This window comes from Streptomyces sp. HPF1205 (assembly GCF_020400825.1).
Lineage (GTDB): Bacteria > Actinomycetota > Actinomycetes > Streptomycetales > Streptomycetaceae > Actinacidiphila.
Genome location: NZ_JAINVH010000027.1, coordinates 1 through 20,678, shown reverse-complemented (window position 1 = coordinate 20,678; position 20,678 = coordinate 1). Strand labels below are relative to the sequence as shown.

Genomic DNA, 20,678 nt, shown 5'->3' with positions numbered 1-20,678 from the left:
ACGCCCACGCATTCGAGGAGTCCTTCGATGACCACGTCCACCGAGCAACTGCTCGAAGCGCTCCGGGCCTCCCTCAAGGAGACCGAGCGGCTCCGGCAGGCCAACCGCGGGCTGGCCGAGGCGGCGCGCGAGCCCATCGCGATCGTCGGCATGGCCTGCCGCTACCCGGGGGGCGTGCGCAGCCCGGAGGACCTGTGGCAGCTGGTGGAGGCGGGCACCGACGCGGTCGGCGGGCTGCCGGCGGACCGGGGCTGGGACATCGACCGCCTGTACCACCCCGACCCCGACCACGAGGGCACGTTCTACTGCGCCAACGGCGGGTTCATCGAGGACGCCGGCCACTTCGACGCGGGCTTCTTCGGGATCTCGCCGCGTGAGGCGCTGGCGATGGACCCGCAGCAAAGGCTGCTGCTGGAGACCTCGTGGGAGGCCCTGGAACGGGCCGGCATCGAACCGGGCAGCCTGCGCGGCAGCCGCTCCGGCGTGTTCATCGGCGCCGGCTTCCAAGGCTACGGCGGGGCCGGCCACCAGCGGCTGCCCGCGGGCGTCGAGGGCCACCTGCTGACCGGCACCGTCACCAGCGTCGCCTCCGGCCGCGTCGCCTACACCCTCGGCCTGGAGGGCCCGGCCGTCACCGTCGACACCGCCTGCTCCTCCTCGACCGTCGCCATCCACCTGGCCGTGCAGAACCTCAGGAACGGCGACTGCGGGCTGGCCCTGGCCGGCGGCGCCGCGATCTCCGCCACGCCGTGGGCGTTCATCGAGTTCTCCCGGCAGGGCGGCCTGGCGCCCGACGGCCGCTGCAAGCCGTTCGCGGACGCCGCCGACGGCATCGGCTGGGCCGACGGCGTCGGCGTCCTCGTCCTGGAACGGCTCGGCGACGCCCGCCGCAACGGCCACGACGTGCTCGCCGTGATCCGCGGCGCCGCCACCAACCAGGACGGCGCCAGCAACGGCCTGTCCGCGCCCAGCGGCCCCGCCCAGCAGCGCGTCATCCTGCAGGCACTGGCCGACGCGCGGCTGTCGGCCGCCGACGTCGACGCCGTCGAGGGGCACGGCACCGGCACCACCCTCGGCGACCCCATCGAGGCGCAGGCGCTGCTGGCGACCTACGGGCAGGACCGGCCCGAGGGACGGCCGCTGTGGCTCGGCTCGCTCAAGTCCAACATCGGCCACAGCCAGACCGCGTCGGGCGTCGGCAGCGTCATCAAGTCCGTGATGGCGCTGCGGCACGGCGTGCTGCCGGCCACCCTGCACGTCGACGAGCCCTCCCGCCACGTGGACTGGACCGCGGGCGACGTCCGGCTCCTCACCGAGAAGCGGCCGTTCCCCGAGACCGGGCGGCCCCGCCGGATCGGCGTCTCCTCGTTCGGCGTCAGCGGCACCAACGTTCACCTCGTCCTGGAACAGGCCCCCGGGACCGAGCCCGCCGCCGGAGACGAGGCCGCACCCGGCACCGCACCCGCATCCGCCGCCGGAGCCGAGACCGCCGAGCCCGCGCCGCTGGGCTCCGCCCCTCCGCCGTGGGTGCTGTCCGCTCGGGGCACCGCCGCCCTGCGCGAGCAGGCCGCCCGCCTCGCCGCCGCCCCCGCCGTACGGGGAGATGCCGAGCCCGCCGCGATCGCCGCCGAACTCCTGCTGCGCCGGGCCTCGTTCGAGGACCGCGCCCTCGTCCTCGGCGACACCCGCGCCGACCGGCTCGCCGCCCTCGCCGCTCTCGCCGCGGGGGAGGAGCACCCCCACCTCGTCACCGGCAGCGCCCGGCACGCCGCGGGCGGCGTCGTCCTCGTCTTCCCCGGCGCCGGCTCCCAGTGGGTCGGCATGGCCACCGAACTCCTCACCGCCTCGCCGGTGTTCGCCGCCTCCATGGCCGCCTGCGCGGACGCCCTCGCCCCCTGGACGGACTGGTCCCTGACCGACGCCCTCGGTGACGCGGCGCTGCAGGAGCGCCAGGACGTCGTGCAGCCCCTCCTGTTCGCGGTGATGGTGTCGCTGGCCGCGCTGTGGCGGTCGCTGGGTGTGGAGCCCGCGGCCGTGGTCGGCCACTCCCAGGGCGAGATCGCCGCGGCCGCGGTGGCCGGCGCGCTGTCGCTCCAGGACGCGGCCCGCGTCGTCGCGCTGCGGGCCAAGGCCATCACCCGCCGGGCCCGGCCCGGCGGCATGGTCTCCGTCCTCGCGCCCACCGACCGCGTGAGCGCGCTGCTGGCCGGCTTCGGGGACCGGCTCGGCGTCGCCGCGCACAACGGCCCGTACGCCACCGTCGTCTCGGGCGACGCCGACGTCCTCGACCCGTTCATCGCCGCGTGCGCCGACGCCGGCGTGGAGGCCCGCCGGGTCAACGTCGCCTACGCCTCCCACTGCGCGCACATGGAGGACCTGCGCGAGGAGGTGCTCGACGTCCTCGCGCCGCTGCGCCCCCTCGCGCCCGCCGTCCCCATGTACTCGACGTACACCGGCGGCTGGGTCACCGCCGGGCAACTCGACGCCGCCTACTGGTACGGCAACATCCGCCACCCGGTACGGCTGCGCGAGGCCGTGGAGGCGCTGGCCGCCGCGGGGCACCGCGTCTTCCTGGAGTGCAGCCCGCACCCGCTGCTGACCGGCGCCGTGCAGGGCACCCTCGACGAGGCCGGCGGCGGCACCGCGCTGGGCACCCTGCGCCGCGGACAGGACGGGCCGGACCGCGTCCTGACCGCCGCCGCCCACGCCCACGCCCACGGCGCCGGCGTCGACTGGACGCGGACGCTGCCGGCCGCCGTGCCCCGCGCCGACCTGCCCACGTACCCCTTCCAGCGGGAGCGCTACTGGCTGGAGGCGCCGGCCGACGACCGCCGGGACGCGCCGGCCCTGGGCCTGGGCGGCGTGGACCACCCGCTGCTCGGCGCCGCCGTCACCCTGGCCGACGGCGACGGGCTCGTCCTGTCCGGCCGCCTGTCGCTCAAGGCCCATCCGTGGCTCGCCGACCACGTCGCCGACGGCACGCCGCTGCTGCCCGGCACCGCGTTCGTGGACCTCGCCCTCCAGGCGGGACTGCAGGCCGGCGCCCCCACCGTCGACGAACTCACCCTGCCGGCGCCGCTGGCGCTGCGCGAGGACACCACCACCGACCTGCAGGTCCGCGTCGCCGCACCCGACGCCTCCGGCCGCCGCGCCCTCACCGTCCACTCCCGCACCCGGGCGGACGACGACGAGCCCGGCGACACCCCGTGGACCCTGCACGCCACCGGCATCCTGAGCGCCGCCGCCGGGCCCGATGCCCCCGACGCCGACCTGACCGCCTGGCCGCCGCCCGGCGCCGAGCCGGTCCCGACCGACGACCTGTACGACCGCCTCGCCGAACGCGGCTACACCTACGGGCCCGCCTTCCGCGGGCTGCGCGCCGCCTGGCGCCGCGGCGGCGAGGTCTACGCCGAGGTCGCGCTGCCCGAGGACCGGCACGAGCAAGCCCGCGCCTTCGGCGTCCACCCGGCGCTGCTCGACTCGGCCCTGCACGCCGCCGGCTTCGCCGGGCTGCTGGACGACGGGCGCACCACCACCCGGCTGCCCTTCAGCTGGTCGGGGATCTTCCTGGCCGCGGCCGGACCGACCGCGCTGCGCGTGCGGCTCACCGCCGCCGGACCCGACACCCTCGCCGTCGATGTCGCCGACCCCACCGGCCGGCCGGTCGCCGCCATCGGCTCCCTCGTCCTGCGCCCCGTCGACCCGGCCGCCCTCGCCGCCAAGGGCGCCGCGCCGCTGCCCGACGCCCTGTACCGCGTCACCTGGCAGCCGCTGCCCGCGGCCCCGGCCCGTACGGAATCGGCCCGTACGGAATCGGCCCGTACCGACCCGGCCCGTACGGAGGCGTGGGCGGTGCACGGCCCCGACCCCCTCGGCCTGGCCACCGCCCTCGGCCTCCCGGCGGCCCCCGCGGAACCGGACGTCCTGCTCATCACCTGCGGGCACCCCGGCGGCGCCGCCCCCGACGCCGTCCGCGCCCTTCTCGCGGACACCTTGGAGACCGTCCGCGGTCCGCTCGCCGACGGCACCCGGGCGGCCACCCGCCTGGTCGCCGTCACCTCCGGCGCCCTGGCCACCGGGCCCCACGAGGACGCCGACCCCGTCACCGCCGCCTGCTGGGGCCTCCTGCGCAGCGCCCAACTCGAATATCCCGACCGGCTCGTCCTCATCGACACCGACACGGCGCCCGCCTCCCTCGCCGCGATCCGCGCCGCCGTCGCCCGCGATGAGCCGCAGGCCGCGCTGCGCGAGGGCGCCGTCCTCGTACCCCGCCTCGCCCGCGCCACGACCGCCGGCACCCTGACCACCCCCGCCGAGGGCCCCTGGCGGATCTCCACCGACGGCTCGGGCACGGTGGACGCCCTCACCGCCGTCCCCTGGCCGCCCGCCGAGGCCCCCCTCGACCGGCACCAGGTCCGCGTCGCCATGCGCGCCTGCGGTGTCAACTTCCGTGATGTGCTGATCACCCTGGGGATGTACCCCGACCAGGCCCTGCTGGGCAGCGAGGGCGCCGGCGTCGTCCTGGAGACCGGACCCGACGTCACCGGGATCGCCCCCGGCGACCGCGTCATGGGCATGTTCCTCGGCTGCTTCGGGCCCGTCGCCGTGACCGACGAGCGCTGGCTCGCGCGCGTCCCGGACGACTGGACGTTCGCCCAGGGCGCCGCCACGCCCGTCGCGTTCCTCACCGCCTACTACGGCCTGCACGACCTGGCCGGCCTGCGGGCGGGAGAGCGCGTCCTGGTGCACTCCGCCGCCGGCGGCGTCGGCATGGCCGCCGTCCAGCTCGCCCGCCACCTGGGCGCCGAGGTCTACGCCACCGCCCACCCGTCCAAGTGGCCCGCCCTGCGCGCCCTCGGTCTGGACGACGACCACCTCGCCTCCTCCCGCCAGACGGCGTTCGCGGACCGCTTCCTCGCGCACACCGGCGGCGCCGGCATGGACGTCGTCCTGAACTCCCTCGCCCGCGAGTTCACCGACGCCTCCTTGCGGCTGCTGCCGCGCGGCGGGCGCTTCGTCGAGCTCGGCAGGACCGACGTGCGCGACCCCGCCACCGTCGCCGCCGACCACCCCGGTGTGCGCTACCAGGCGTTCCAAACCAGCGACGCGGGCGACGACCGCACCCGCGCCATGCTCGGCGAGCTGCTGCCGCTGTTCGCGTCCCGCGCCCTGCGCCCCCTTCCGCTGCACGCCTGGGACCTGCGGCGGGCCGGCGACGCCTTCCGCCACATCAGCCAGGCCCGGCACGTCGGCAAGGTCGTCCTCACCGTGCCGCGGCCGCCGCATCCCGACGGCACCGTCCTGGTCACCGGAGGCACCGGCACCCTGGGCGCCCGCATGGCCCGCCGCCTGGTCACCGAGCACGGCGTCACCAGGCTGCTGCTGGCCGGCCGCAGCGGCCACCGGGCGCCCGGCGCCCGGGAACTGCTGGACGAGCTCGCCGCGCTCGGCGCCACCGCGACGCTGGCCGCCTGCGACACCGGCGACCGCGCCGCGCTCGCCGCCCTGCTGGCCGGCATCCCCGCGGAACACCCGCTCACCGCCGTCGTGCACACCGCCGCCGTCGTGGACGACGGCGTGCTGACCGCCCTCACGCCCGAGCGCTTCGAGGGCGTGCTGCGCTCCAAGGCCGACACCGCCTGGCACCTGCACGAACTGACGAAGCACCAGGACCTGGCCGCGTTCGTGCTGTTCTCCTCGCTGGCCGGCACCCTCGGCAGCGCCGGGCAGGGCAACTACGCCGCCGCCAACACCTTCACCGACGGCCTGGCCCAGCACCGCCGCGCCCAGGGCCTGCCCGCGACCTCCCTGGCGTGGGGCCTGTGGGAGGAACGCACCACCATCACGGGCCGCCTCGCCGACGCCGACATCGACCGCATGGCCCGGGCCGGGATCCGTCCCCTCGCCACCGCCGACGGAGGCCGCCTCTTCGACACCGCCTTCACCCTGGACGAAGCCGTCCTGGTGCCGGTCCGCCTCGACCGCCGGGCCCTGCGCGCCCAGGCCGCCGACGGCGCCCTGCCGGCGCTGCTGTCCGGCCTCGTCACCGCCGTGCGGCGCGCCGCCCCCGCCGACGCCGCTCCCGGCGGCTCCGACCTGGCCCGCCGGCTCGCGGCCGCCGCCGAGGCGGACCGGCCGCGCATCCTCACCGACCTCGTCACCGCGCAGGCCGCCGCCGTACTCGGCCACAGCGCCGGGGCCGCCCTCGACACCGGTCGCGCCTTCCGCGAGATGGGCTTCGACTCGCTCACCGCCGTCGAGCTGCGCAACCGGCTGTCGGCCGCCACCGGGCTGCGGCTGCCCCCCACCCTCGTCTTCGACCACCCCACCCCCCGACGGCTCACCGAGCACCTCGCGGTGTCCCTGCTCGGCGACCTCGGCCCGGCCACCGCGCCGACCGCGCCGCCACCGCCGGCGGCGGGGGAGGGCGGCGACGACCCCGTCGCGATCGTCGCCATGAGCTGCCGGCTGCCCGGCGGCGTCCACACCCCCGAGCAGCTGTGGGACCTGCTGGCCGCGGGCGGCGACGCCGTCTCCGGGCTGCCCACCGACCGCGGCTGGGACCTGGACGGCCTCTACGACCCCGACCCGGACCGGCCCGGCCGCACGTACGTCACCGAGGGCGGGTTCCTGCACGACGCCGCCGAGTTCGACGCGGGATTCTTCGGGATCTCCCCCCGCGAGGCGCTGGCCATGGACCCGCAGCAGAGGCTGCTGCTGGAGACCGGCTGGGAGGCGTTCGAACGCGCCGGGATCGACCCGCACACCCTGCGCGGCTCGCGTACCGCCGTCTTCGTCGGCGCCGCCCAGTCGGGCTACGGCGGCGGCATGCTCCACGAGGCCCCCGAGGGCATGGAGGGCCACTTGCTGACCGGCAGCGCCGCCAGCGTCGCCTCCGGCCGGCTCGCCTACACCTTCGGCCTGGAGGGCCAGGCACTCACCCTCGACACCGCCTGCTCCTCCTCGCTGGTGGCGCTCCACCTCGCCGTGCAGGCGCTGCGCCGCGACGAGTGCGCCATGGCGCTGGCCGGCGGCGCCGCGGTCATGCCCAACCCGGGCGGGCTCATCGCCTTCAGCCGGCAGCACGGCCTGGCCGCCGACGGGCGCTGCAAGGCGTTCGGCGCCGCCGCGGACGGGATGGCCATGGCCGAGGGCGTCGGCATGCTCCTGCTCGAACGCCTCTCCGACGCCCGCCGCAACGGCCACCCCGTACTCGCCGTCGTGCGCGGCTCCGCCGTCAACCAGGACGGCGCGAGCAACGGCCTGACCGCCCCCAACGGGCCCTCACAGCAGCGCGTCATCCGCGACGCCCTCGCCGACGCCCGGCTCACCGCGGCCGACGTCGACGCCGTCGAGGCCCACGGCACCGGAACCCCGCTCGGCGACCCCATCGAGGCGCAGGCCCTGCTCGCCACGTACGGGCAGGACCGCGACGCCGACCGGCCCGTTCTCGTCGGCTCGGTGAAGTCCAACCTCGGCCACACCCAGGCCGCCGCGGGCGTCGCCGGCGTCATCAAGACCGTCCTCGCCCTCAAGCACGGGCGACTGCCCCGCACCCTGCACGCCGACGACCCCAGCCCGCACGTCGACTGGACCGCGGGAGCGCTCGAACTCCTCACCGAGCAGCGGGAGTTCCCCGCAACCGGACGGCCGCGCCGTGCCGCGGTCTCCTCGTTCGGCATCAGCGGCACCAACGCCCACGTCGTCCTCGAACAGGCACCGGCCCACGACCCCGTACCGCCCGCCGCGGAGGTCCCCGTACGGGCCCCGGCGCAGGATCCGGCACAAGGCGCCGCCGCCGGGGCGGGACCCGGGACAGGGCCCGAGGGGGGATCCGAGCCCGGACCCGCCGCCGGATCCGCGCCCGAACCCGCCGCCGGATCCGCGCCCGGGCCCGCGGCCGGTGGACCGCGGGCCGGGGCGCTGCTCCCGTGGGTGCTGTCCGCGGCCTCGTACGACGCGCTGCGCGCCCAGGCCGGGCGGCTGCTCGCCCACCTGGAGGCCGGCGGTCCCGCGAGCGGCGGCGGGCCCGGTGACCACGACCTCGGGCTGGCGCTGGCCACCAGCCGCGCCGCCCTCCCGTACCGGGCCGCCCTCACCGGTACGGACCGCGCCTCCCGGCTGCGCGACCTCGCCGCCCTCGCCGGCGGCGGCACCCCGGCGGCCGGCCGCGTCGGCGAGGCCGGCCCGGGCCGGCTCGCCTTCCTCTTCTCCGGCCAGGGCAGCCAGCGCCCCGGCGCCGGACGCGAACTCGCCGCCGCGTTCCCGGTGTTCGCACGGGCTCTCGACGAGATCTGCGGCCACTTCGACACCGCGCTCGAACGCCCGCTGCGCGACGTGCTGTTCGCCGACCCCGGCACGCCCGACGCGGCGCTGCTGGACCGCACCGCGTGGACCCAGCCCGCCCTGTTCGCCCTGGAGGCGGCGCTGCTGCGGCTGTTCGCCTCCTGGGGCGTCACCCCCGACATCGTCGCCGGCCATTCGATCGGCGGGATCACCGCCGCCTATGCCGCCGGCGTGTGGACGCTGCCGGACGCCTGCGCCCTGGTCGCCGCCCGCGGCCGGGCCATGGACCGGCTCCCGTCCGGCGGCGCCATGCTCGCCGTCGAGGCCGACGAGGACGAGGTCCTGGCCTGCCTCGCCGACCTGGACGGCCAGGCCGGTGTCGCCGCCCTCAACGGCCCCCGCGCCACCGTCCTGTCCGGCACCCGGGACGTCGTCGACCGGCTCGCCGACCACTGGCGCCGCCAGGGCCGGCGCGTCAACCTGCTGAGCGTCGGCCACGCCTTCCACTCGCCGCTGATCGAGCCCGCGCTCGCCGAGTTCCGCGAGGTCGCCGAGACCCTGGCCTACAATGTGCCGCGGCTGCCCGTCGTCTCCGACGTCACGGGTGCGCTCGCCGACCCCGACGACCTCACCGACCCCGGCTACTGGGTGCGCCACGCCCGCGAGACCGTCCGCTTCGGCGACGCGGTCGCCACCTTGCACGCGCAAGGCGCCCGCACCCTGCTGGAACTGGGCCCCGACGGCGTGCTCACCGCCCTGGCCCGCCGCCAGGACGCGACCGCGGGCGCCGCCGTCGCCACACTGCGGGCGGACCGACCCGAACCGGGTTGCGTGCTCAACGCCCTGGCCGACCTGTACGTCCGCGGCACGACCCCCGACTGGGCCGCCCTGTACGCCGGCACCGGAGCGGTCCGCGTCCCGCTGCCCACCTACGCCTTCCAGCGCGACCGCTACTGGCTCCTGCCGCGCCGCCCCGCCGCCGACGGCGCCACCGACGCGGCGTTCTGGGACGCCGTCGAGAACGGCGACCTGGGCTCCCTCGGCCTCGACGGCGACCGGCCGCTGCGCGACGCCCTGCCCGAACTCGCCGGCCGCCGCCGCGAACAGCGCCTGGCCGCCGCCCTCGACGGCTGGCGCTACCGCACCGCCTGGCACCCCGTCACGGCCGTGCCCGGCACCCTCACCGGCCGCTGGCTCGTCCTCACCGCCGGCGACGACGACCTGTCCGACGCGGTCACCACGGCCCTCGGCGCCGCAGGGGCCGACGCGGCGGCGGTGCCGTGCGGCCCCGGGGAGACCTCCCGTGAGGCGCTGCGGCAGCGGCTCGCCGCCGCAGGCGCGGCCGGCGCCGAAGGCGTCGTCTCGCTGCTGTCCGCGGGCCGCGACCACGCCGGTACGGAGCCCCCGCCTCAGGTCACCGCGGCCCTCGCCACCATCCAGGCGTTCGGCGATCTCGACCCCGCCGGGCGCCTGTGGATGCTGACCCGCGGCACCCGGCACGCCGTCGCGCAGGACCGGCCGGACGACCCCTGGAGCGCCCAGACATGGGCCCTGGGCCGCACCGCCGCCCTCGAACAGCCGCGCCGTTGGGGCGGCCTGATCGACCTGCCGGACGCCCTCGGCGACACCGCCTGGCCGCGGCAGTTGACGGCCGCCCTCACCGGACTGCCCGAAGGCGAGGACCAGATCGCGCTGCGCCCCGGCGGCCTCCTCGTACGCCGCCTGCTGCGCGCCCCGCGCCGCCCGGCGGCCGCCCGCCGCCCGCTGCCGGCCGGCACCGTCCTGGTCACCGGCGGCACCGGCGGCCTGGGCGCCGGGCTCGCCCGCCACCTCGCGGCCCGGGGCGCCGAACACCTCGTCCTCGTCAGCCGCTCCGGCCCCGACGCCCCCGGCGCCACCGCCCTGCGGGCCGAACTGGAGGAGGCCGGCGCCCGGGTCACCGTCGCCGCCTGCGACGTGGCGGACCGGGACGCGCTCGCCGCGCTGATCGCCCGCGTCGAGACCGACGGCGACCGGATCACCGACGTCGTGCACGCGGCAGGCGTCGGCTTCGGCGGCACCCTGGAGGAGACGGGCGCCGCCGACCTGGCCCGGGTCACCGCCGTCAAGGCCGCCGCAGCCCTCCACCTCGACGCCCTGCTCGGCGACCGGCTCGACAGCTTCGCCCTGTTCTCCTCGATCTCCGCGGTCTGGGGCAGCGGCGGCCTGGGCGCCTACGCCGCCGCCAACGCCTTCCTCGACGCCTTCGCCGAGGACCGCAGGCGCCGCGGCCTGCCCGCCACGTCCGTCTCCTGGGGCCTGTGGGACGGCCCCGGCATGGGCGACGGCGTCTCCGGCGACCTGGTCAGGCACGGACTGCGGCCCATGGACCCCGACCGGGCGGTCGCCGCGCTCTTCCAGGCACTGGCCGACGACGAGACTGCGGTCACGGTCGCCGACGTCGACTGGGAGGCGTTCCTGCCCGTCATCACCGCCCTGCGCGCCCGCCCGCTCTTCGCCGCGCTCCCCGAGGCCGAGGCCCTCGCGGCAGCGGCCGCCACCGCCCCGCCGGCCACCGGGACCGACACCGCCGGCGAACGGCTGCGCGCCGCCCTGGCCGGCGCGGCCCCCGCCGAACGCCCCGGCATCCTCGTGGACCTCGTCCGCGACGAGGCCGCGGCCGCCCTCGGCCACGTCGGCGCCGGCGCGGTGCGGGCCGCGAAACCGTTCAAGGACCTGGGCGTCGACTCCGTCACCGCCATCGACCTGCGCAACCGGCTGACCGCGCGGACCGGCCTCGAACTGAGTCCCACCCTCGTCTACGACTACCCGAGCCCCGCGGAACTCGCCGCCCACCTGGGCGAGTTGCTGGCCGTGGACGACCCCGACCCGGCCCGGGCGGTGCTCGCCGACCTCGACCGGCTGGAAGCCTCGGTCGCCGCCCTCACCACCGGCGACGAACGCGCGCCCCTCGCCGACCGGCTGCGGGTCCTGCTCGCCGCCCTGGAGGACGACGGCGGCGCCCTCGCCCGCGTCACGCCCGGCACGCTCACCGTCCCCGTCCCCGTCCCCGTCGACGACGATGTCGCCGCCGCCGACGCCGAGGACCTCCTCGCCCTGATCGAGAGCGAGTTCCGCACGTCCTGACCGCCCGCCGGGCGGAGCGCGGGCGGGCACCCCCGAACCCCACCCGTCGTACCCGGCGCGGCCCGCGAGGCCCGGACCCGGTGACGGTGTCCGGGCCTCGCCCGCGCCCGGCCCCTCGTCCCGCCTCCACGCCCGCCGGGCCTTGCCGGGTCAACGGCCCCGGACCGCCCCGGACACCCCCCAGTCCGGGGGCGCGGCGCCCCCTGAAAACCGCCCGCGGCGTGCGCCCGCGCGCGGTTTTCGGGGTCCACTGTCTGCGTCCCCCCTAACGCCACAGGTCCCGGTCTCACAGTTCCGCGAGAGGTGAAGCGACCATGTCGAACGAAGAGAAGCTGCTCACCCACCTCAAGTGGATGACGGCTGAGCTCCGGCAGGCGCGGCGCCGTATCGGGGAACTGGAGTCCGCCGCGAACGAGCCCATCGCCATCGTCGGCATGGCCTGCCGCTTCCCCGGCGGCGTGCGCTCCCCGGAGGACCTGTGGCGACTGGTCGCCTCCGGCGGGGACGCCGTCACCCCCTTCCCCGGCGACCGCGGCTGGGACCTGGACGCCCTCGCCGCCCCCGGCGGCCAGGCCGCCAGCCTCGCCCGCGAGGGCGCCTTCCTGGACGACGCCGCCGGCTTCGACGCGGGATTCTTCGGCATCAGCCCCCGCGAGGCGCTGGCCATGGACCCGCAGCAGCGGCTGCTGCTGGAGATCTCCTGGGAGGCCCTGGAACGGGCCCGGATCGCCCCGACCGACGTGCGGGGCGGGTTCGTCGGCATGTTCGTCGGCGCTTCTCCGCAGGGGTACGGGACGAGCGTCCGCAACGGCGCCAGGGGCGGCGAGGGCTACGCCCTGACCGGCGACGCGGGCAGCCTGCTGTCCGGCCGCGTCGCCTACACCCTCGGCCTTGAGGGTCCCGCCGTCACCGTCGACACCGCCTGCTCGTCCTCGCTGGTCGCCCTGCACCTGGCCGTGCAGGCGCTGCGGGCCGGCGAGTGCACGATGGCCCTGGCCGGCGGCGTCACCGTCATGGCCACCCCCGAGGTCTTCGTGGAGTTCACCCGGCAGCGGGGCCTGGCCGCCGACGGCCGCTGCAAGCCGTTCGCCGCCGCGGCCGACGGCACCGGCTGGGGCGAGGGCGCCGGCATGCTCCTGGTCGAACGCCTCAGCGACGCCGAGCGGCTGGGCCACGAGGTCCTCGCCGTCGTGCGCGGCTCCGCGGTCAACCAGGACGGCGCCAGCAACGGCGTCACCGCGCCCAACGGCCCGGCCCAGCAGCGCGTCATCCGCGAGGCCCTGAAGGCCGCCCGCCTCACCGCCGCGCAGATCGACACCGTCGAGACCCACGGGACCGGCACCACCCTCGGCGACCCCATCGAGGCGCAGGCCCTCATCAACACCTACGGCCGCAGCCGCCCCGCCGGCCGGCCGCTGCTGCTCGGCGCGCTGAAGTCCAACATCGGCCACACCCAGGCCGCCGCGGGCGTCGCCGGCGTCATCAAGACGGTCATGGCCATCCGCAACGGCGTCCTGCCCGGCACCCTCCACCTCGACGAGCCCACCCCGCACGTCGACTGGTCCGCCGGCACCGTCCGCGTCCTGGACGCCGCCACCCCCTGGCCCGAGACGGGCAAACCCCGCCGCGCGGGCGTCTCCGCGTTCGGCGTGGCCGGCACCAACGCCCACACCATTGTCGAGCAGGCCCCGCCCGCCGTCTCCGGCGAGGCCGCGGACGGCGCCCCGGCGCCGGGCTGGACCGCCCGCAGGACCGCCCCGCTGCCGCTCGTGCTGTCGGCCGGCGACCCCGCCGCCCTCGCCGCCCAGGCGCGGGCCGTGCACGCCCTGCTCACCGGGCCCGACGCCCCCGCGCTCGACGACGTCTCCGTCTCGCTGGCCACCACCCGCGCGCCCCTGGAGCACCGGGCCGCCGTCACCGCCACCGACCGCCCCGGAGTCCTCGCCGGCCTCGCGGCGCTGGCCGACGGCGAGGCCGGCCCGCACCTGGCCGAGGGCACCGCCGACAGCGGCGGGCTCGCGGTCCTCTTCTCCGGCCAGGGCGGCCAGCGCCCAGGAGCCGCCCGCGAACTCGCCGAGGAGCACGCGGTGTTCGCGGCCGCACTGGAGGAGGTGTGCGCGCTCTTCGACGCCACGGGCCTGGAACGGCCGCTGCGCGAGGTGATGTTCGAGGCCGAGCCGGCGGATCTGCACCGTACCGCCTACACACAGGCCGCGCTGTTCGCGCTGGAGGTGGCCCTGTACCGGCTGGTGGAGTCGTGGGGCGTGACGCCCGACTTCCTGGCGGGCCACTCCATCGGTGAGCTGACCGCCGCCCATGTGGCGGGTGTGCTGTCGCTGCAGGACGCGGTCCGGCTGGTCGCGGCCCGTGGCCGGTTGATGCAGGCGCTGCCCGCCAGTGGCGCGATGCTCGCGGTGCAGGCGCGGGAGCCGGTCGTACGGGAGGCGCTGGCGGGCCGCGACGACGTGGCGATCGCGGCCGTCAACGGGCCCGAGGCGATCGTCGTCTCCGGCGCGGACGAGGCGATCGGTGAGCTGGAGGCCGGGTGGCGTTCACAGGGGCGCAAGGTCAAGCGGCTGACCGTCTCGCACGCTTTCCACTCGCCGCTGATGGACCCGATGCTGGCGGAATTCCGTTCCGTCGCTGAGTCGCTGACGTACCACGCCCCCCGTATCCCGGTGGTTTCCAATGTCACCGGTGACCTCACCGGCGATGTGACGGACCCCGCGTACTGGGTACGGCACGTGCGCGAGGCCGTACGGTTCGCCGACGGGGTGCGCACCCTGTACGACGCCGACGTACGCACCTTCCTCGAACTCGGCCCCGACGCCGTCCTGTCCGCGATGGCCCGGGCCGTACTGCCCGGCGAGGACGGCACCGCCCTGCTGCCGGCCCTGCGCGCCGGACGCCCCGAGGCGGCGACCCTCACCGCGGCCGTCGCCGCCGCCCACACCCGCGGCGCACGCGTCGACTGGGCGGCCGTCCACGCCGGCGCCGGGGGCCACCGCGTCGACCTGCCGACGTACCCCTTCCAGCACACCGCCTTCTGGCCCGCCGCCGGCCCGGACGCCGGTACGGGCGGGCCGGCCTCCGCGCCCGACAGCGGCTTCTGGTCCGCCGTCGAGAGCGAGGACCCCGCGGCCGTGGCCGCCGCCCTCCACCTCCTCGACGGCGACGACGAGTTGGCGAGCGTGCTCCCGGCGCTGCCCGTGCTGTCCGCCTGGCGCCGCCGCCGGCGGGCGCAGGACGCCGCCGACGCCCGCCGCTACCGCGCCACCTGGACCCCGCTGCCGGCCCCGGCCCCCGGAGCCGCCGCCCCGGCCGCACCCGGCGTGTGGCTCCTCGTCGTTCCCGAGGGCGGTGCCGCCGACGCCGACGCGGCCGCCACGGCCGACGCCCTGCGCGCCCGCGGCCACGAGGTCCGCACCGCGACCGCCGCCACCGGGGCGGCAACCCCCGCCGACGTGGCCCCGCTGCTCGCCGCCCCCGACGGAGCCGCGCCCCCCACCGCCGTCCTGTCCCTGCTGGCCCTCGACGAGCGCCCGCACCCCGAGCACCCCTCCCTGCCGGCCGGCCTCGCCGCCAACACGCTGCTGCTGCAGGCCCTCGTCGCCGACGGCGGCACCGCACGCCTGTGGTGCGCCACCCGCGGCGCCGTGCACCTCGGCGGCGCCGCCCGGCTCACCTCGCCCGACCAGGCCCGCACCTGGGGACTGGGCCAGGCCGCCGCCCTGGAGCACCCCGACCGCTGGGGCGGCCTCGCGGACCTGCCCGAACTCCTCGACGCCCGCGCGGTCGGCCGGCTGGCCGCCGTCCTCGACGGCGCCTACGGCGACGAGGACCAGATCGCGATCGGCCCCTCCGGCGTCTTCGCCCGCCGTATCGAACACCACCCGTCCGCCGCCCCGGTCGCGCCCTGGCAGCCGCGCGGCACCGTCCTGGTCACCGGCGGCACCGGCGGCATAGGCGGCCACCTCGCCCGCTGGCTCGCCGACAACGGCGCCGCCCACGTCGTCCTGGCCGGGCGGCGCGGCGCCGACGCCCCGGGCGCCGCCGAACTCGCCGCCGCCGTCGAGGAGTCGGGCGCCCGCGTCACCCTCGCCTCCTGCGACGCCGCCGACCGCGACGCCCTCGCCTCCCTGCTGGAACGGCTGCGCCGGGACCCCGAACCGCTCACCGCCGTCCTGCACGCCGCCGGCCTGCCGCAGTACACCCCGCTGACCGACGTCACCCTCGCCGACGCCGCCCACGTCTCCGACGCCAAGGTGCTGGGCGCCCGCCACCTGCACGAACTCCTCGACGGCGTCGAACTGGACGCGTTCGTGCTGTTCTCCTCGATCGCCGCCGCCTGGGGCAGCGGCAACCAGAGCGGCTACGCCCACGCCAACGCCTACCTGGACGCCCTCGCGCAGTACCGTCGCGACCGCGGCCTGGCCGCCTCCTCCATCGCCTGGGGCCCGTGGGCGGGCGGCGGCATGGCCGCCGACGACGGAGCCGAGGACCACCTGCGCCGCCGCGGCCTGCCCGCGCTCGCCCCCGCCGACGCCCTCGCCGACCTCGCGCTGTCCCCGGCCCTGGACACCGCCGCCACCATTGTCGCGGACGTCGACTGGGGGCCGTTCGCCGCCACGTACACCGCGGCCCGGCCGCGCCCGCTCCTGCTCGCAGTGCCCGAGGCCGCCGCCGCCCTGCACAGCGCCGGGACCGCCCCCGCCCAGGGAGCACGGCCCGCCTGGCTCGACTCCCTTGGCGAGTTGCCCCCCGCCGAGCGGCGCCACGCCCTCACCGGCCTCGTCCGCGAGGAGATCGCCGGCCTGCTCGGCCACACATCCGCCGACGCCGTCGAACCGGGCCGCGCCTTCAAGGACCTCGGCTTCGACTCCATGACCGCCGTCGAGCTGCGCGACCGCCTCGCCCGCCGCACCGGCCTCGCCCTGACCGCCACCCTCGCCTACGACCACCCCACCGCCGCCGCCCTGGCCGCACACCTCGGCGGCCTCCTGTTCGGCGCCGGCAGCGGCACGGATGACGATGCCGGGTCCGCGGCCGGGTCCGCGGCGGACTCTGCCACCGATGACGGTCCGGGCCCATCCGCCGATTCCGCGGGCCCCGCAGACCCCGCCGACCTCGAACCCGTCGCCATCGTCGCGATGGGCTGCCGTTACCCCGGCGGCGTCATGTCCCCGGACGACCTGTGGTCGCTTGTCGCCGAAGGCCGCGACGCCGTCACCGCGTTCCCCGACGACCGGGGCTGGGACCTGGACACCCTCCTGGACGCCGACCCCGACCACCCCGGTACCTCCTACGTCGGGTCCGGCGCCTTCCTCGACGCCGCCGCCGACTTCGACGCCGCGTTCTTCGGCATCTCGCCGCGTGAGGCCCTGGCCACCGACCCGCAGCAGCGGCTGCTGCTGGAGACCGCCTGGGAGACCTTCGAACGCGCCCGGATCAGCCCCGACACCCTCCACGGCTCCCGCACCGGCGTCTTCATCGGCACCAACAGCCTCGACTACGGCATGCTGCTGCGCGAGGCCGGCCCCGCGCACGAGGGCCACCTCGTCACCGGCAACTCCGCGAGCGTCGTGTCCGGCCGCATCTCGTACACCTTCGGCCTTGAGGGTCCGGCCGTCACCGTCGACACCGCCTGCTCGTCCTCCCTTGTCGCCCTGCACCTGGCCGTGCAGGCGCTGCGCGAGGGCGACTGCACGATGGCGCTGGCCGGCGGTGTCACGGTGATGGCGACCCCCGGCTCGTTCGTCGAGTTCAGCAGGCAGCGCGGCCTGGCCGCCGACGGGCGCTGCAAGCCGTTCGCCGACGCCGCCGACGGTACGGGATGGGGCGAGGGCGCGGGCCTGCTGCTGGTCGAGCGGCTCTCCGACGCCCACCGCAACGGCCACCCCGTCCTCGCCGTCGTCCGCGGTTCGGCCGTCAACCAGGACGGCGCGAGCAACGGCCTGACCGCGCCCAACGGCCCTTCGCAGCAGCGCGTCATCCGCCAGGCGCTGTCCGCCGCCCGCCTCACCCCGCAGCAGGTCGACGTCGTCGAGGCGCACGGTACGGGCACCGCGCTCGGCGATCCCATCGAGGCGCAGGCGCTGCTGGCCACGTACGGCCAGGACCGGCCCACCGGCCGCCCGCTGCTGCTCGGCTCGATCAAGTCCAACATCGGCCACACCCAGTCCGCCTCGGGTGTGGCGGGCGTCATCAAGATGGTGCAGGCCATGCGGTACGGCCTCGCCCCCCGCACCCTCCACGTCGACGCGCCCAGCAGCCACGTCGACTGGACCGCCGGCGACGTCGAACTCCTCACCGAGGCCACGGCCTGGCCCGTGCACGACGGCCCCCGCCGCGCCGCCGTCTCCTCCTTCGGCGTGAGCGGCACCAACGCCCACGTCATCCTCGAACAGGTCGCGGACGCGCCCCGGTCCGCCGCTCCGGCCGACCAGGAGATCCCCGCCACGACGGCCCCGGAGCCGGCCCCGGCCCCGGCCCCGGAGCCGGCGACCGAGCCGGAGGCCGGGCGGGAGCCCGAGGCCGCGACCGTGCCCGGGGGAGAGCCCGCGCCCGGGGCCGCCCCCGTGGTCGCGCCGCTGCCGGTGCTGCTCTCCGCGCGCAGCCCCGAGGCACTGCGCGGGCAGGCCGCCGCCCTGAGCGCCCTGCTCGACCGCGACGACGCGCCCGCCCTGCCCGACCTCGCGCTCTCCCTCGCCACCACCCGCGCCGCCCTCGACCACCGCGCGGCCCTCGTCGCCTCCGACAACGCCGACCTGCGCGCCGCCCTGGAAGCCCTCGCCGCCGGGGAGCCGGCCGCCGGGACCGTCACCGGCACGGCGGGCGAGGGACGCACCGCGTTCCTCTTCTCCGGCCAGGGCAGCCAGCGGCCCGGCATGGGCCGCGAACTCCACGCCGCCTTCCCCGTGTTCGCCGACGCCTTCGACGCCGTGTGCGCCCGCTTCGACGCGATGCTCCACCGGCCCCTGCGGGAGGTGATGTCCGACCCCGACCCGGCCGACCTGAACGCGACCGTCCACACCCAGGCCGCCCTGCTGGCCTGGGAGATCGCCGCGTTCCGGCTGCTGGAGAGCTGGGGGGTGCGCCCCGACCTGCTCGCCGGCCACTCCATCGGCGAGATCGCCGCCGCCCACGCGGCGGGCGTCCTGTCCCTGGACGACGTGTGCACGCTCGTCGCGGCCCGGGGCCGGCTGATGCAGGCGCTGCCCGCCGGGGGCGCGATGCTGGCCGTCCAGGCCGACGAGGCGTTCGTACGGGAGGCACTCGCCGACCGCGGGGAGGTGGCGGTCGCCGCCGTCAACGGGCCCGGGGCCGTCGTCGTCTCCGGACCCGCCCCCGCCGTCCAGGAACTGGCCGAGGCATGGGAGGCACAGGGCCGCGGGACCAAGCGGCTCACCGTCAGCCACGCCTTCCACTCACCGCTGATGGAGCCGATGCTGGCGCAGTTCAGGGCCGTCGCCGAGTCGCTGACCTACCACAGCCCGCGCATCCCCGTCGTCTCCAACGTGACCGGCCGGATCGCCACCGACCTGACCGAACCCGCCTACTGGGTCGGCCACGTCCGCGAGACCGTACGGTTCGCCGACGGGCTGCGCAGCCTGCACGCCCACGGCGCCCGCACCTTCCTGGAGATCGGCCCGGGCGGCGTCCTCACCGCCCTCGTCCAGCAGACCCTGGACGGCGAACCCGCCGTCACCGCCATCGCCTCCGCCCGGACCGGCCACCCCGAGCCGGCCGCCCTGACCGCCGCCCTCGCGCGCTGCCACGTAGCCGGGACGGCCGCCGACTGGCCCGCGGTGTTCGCCGGCACCGGCGCCCGCACCACCGACCTGCCCACGTACGCCTTCCAGCGCCGCCGCTTCTGGCCGCAGCCCGCCCCCGGTACCGGCGACGCCCGCTCCCTCGGCCTCGCCGGCACCGGGCACCCCCTGCTCGGCGCCGCCGTCACCCTCGCCGGCCAGGACGCGGTGGTCCTCACCGGCTCCCTCGCCGCCCGCACCCACCCCTGGCTCACCGAGCACCGCGTCCACGGCACGGTCGTCGTGCCCGGCACGGCCGTCCTCGACATGGTGCTGCGCGCCGCCGAGGAGACGGGTACCGAGCGCGTCGAGGAACTCACCCTCACCGCGCCGCTCGTACTGCCCGCGACCGGCGGCGTCGCCGTCCAGATCCGCGCCGACGCCCCCGACGCCACCGGCCGCCGCACGGTCACCGTCCACGCCCGCTCCGACCGGCCCGGAACCCCCTGGACCCGGCACGCCACCGGCACCCTTGCCCCCGCCGCCTCCGCCGATCAGGCCGCCGACGACTCCCTGGCCACATGGCCGCCGGCCGGCGCCGTGCCGCTCGCCACGGACGGCCTCTACCCGGAACTGACCAGGGCCGGGTTCGGCTACGGCCCGCTCTTCCAGGGGCTGCGGGCCGCCTGGCGCGACGGCGACGACCTGTACGCCGAGGCCGCGCTGCCCGAGGGCCGGGACGCCGACGCCTTCGGCCTCCACCCCGCCCTGCTCGACTCCGCCCTGCACGCCGTGGGCCTGGCCGGGACGGGCGGCGCCGGACTGCCGTTCTCCTGGTCGGGTGTCACCCTGCACGCCGTGGGCGCCGCGGCCGTACGGGTCCGCCTCACCCGTACCGGAACCGACACCGTCGCCCTCCTCGTCGCGGACGCCGCCGGGAAGTCCGTGATGAGTGTCGACGGCCTCACCATGCGGGCCGTCACCGCCGCCGACACCGCCGCGCCGGCCTCCGACGTCCTCTTCCACGTCACCTGGACGCCCCTCGCCCCTCCGTCCGGCGACGCCCACCCGGCGGGCTGGACGGTCCTGGGTACGGACCCGCTGGGCGCGGGGGCGGCGCTGGGCGACGCGGCCGTGATCACGGCAGGCGGGCTCCCCTCCGTCGTGGAGGGCAACGCCGTGCTGACCGTCGCCGGTCCCGACGCGGCCGCCGCCGCACTGGAGGGCGTGACAGCCTGGCTCGCGGCCGGCCCGCCCGAAAGTGCCCGCCTGGCCGTGGTCACCGCACACGCCATGGCCACCCTGCCCGGCGAGCAGATCGGCGACCTGGGCGGCAGCGCTGTGTGGGGGCTGCTGCGGGCGGCGCAGACGGAGATGCCGGGGCGGATCGTCCTGGTGGACACGGATGGTACGTCGGAGTCGTGGGCTGTGCTGCCGGCGGCCTTGGCGGCCGGTGAGCCTCAACTCGCCCTTCGTGGGGGTGCTTTGGCGGTACCGCGGCTGGCCCGGGTCACT

At 77.4% G+C, this 20,678-nt stretch carries 2 protein-coding genes; both read left to right on the top strand.

From position 1 onward, the window contains the following. The first annotated feature begins 27 nt into the window (after positions 1–27). Positions 28–11,412, top strand: a complete 11,385-nt coding sequence (locus K7G61_RS26030) for a type I polyketide synthase (protein ID WP_225849419.1) — start codon at positions 28–30, stop codon at positions 11,410–11,412. 314 nt (positions 11,413–11,726) lie between these two features. Beyond that, a partial coding sequence (locus tag K7G61_RS26025) for a type I polyketide synthase (RefSeq protein ID WP_225849418.1) occupies positions 11,727–20,678 on the top strand: 8,952 nt, incomplete at its 3' end.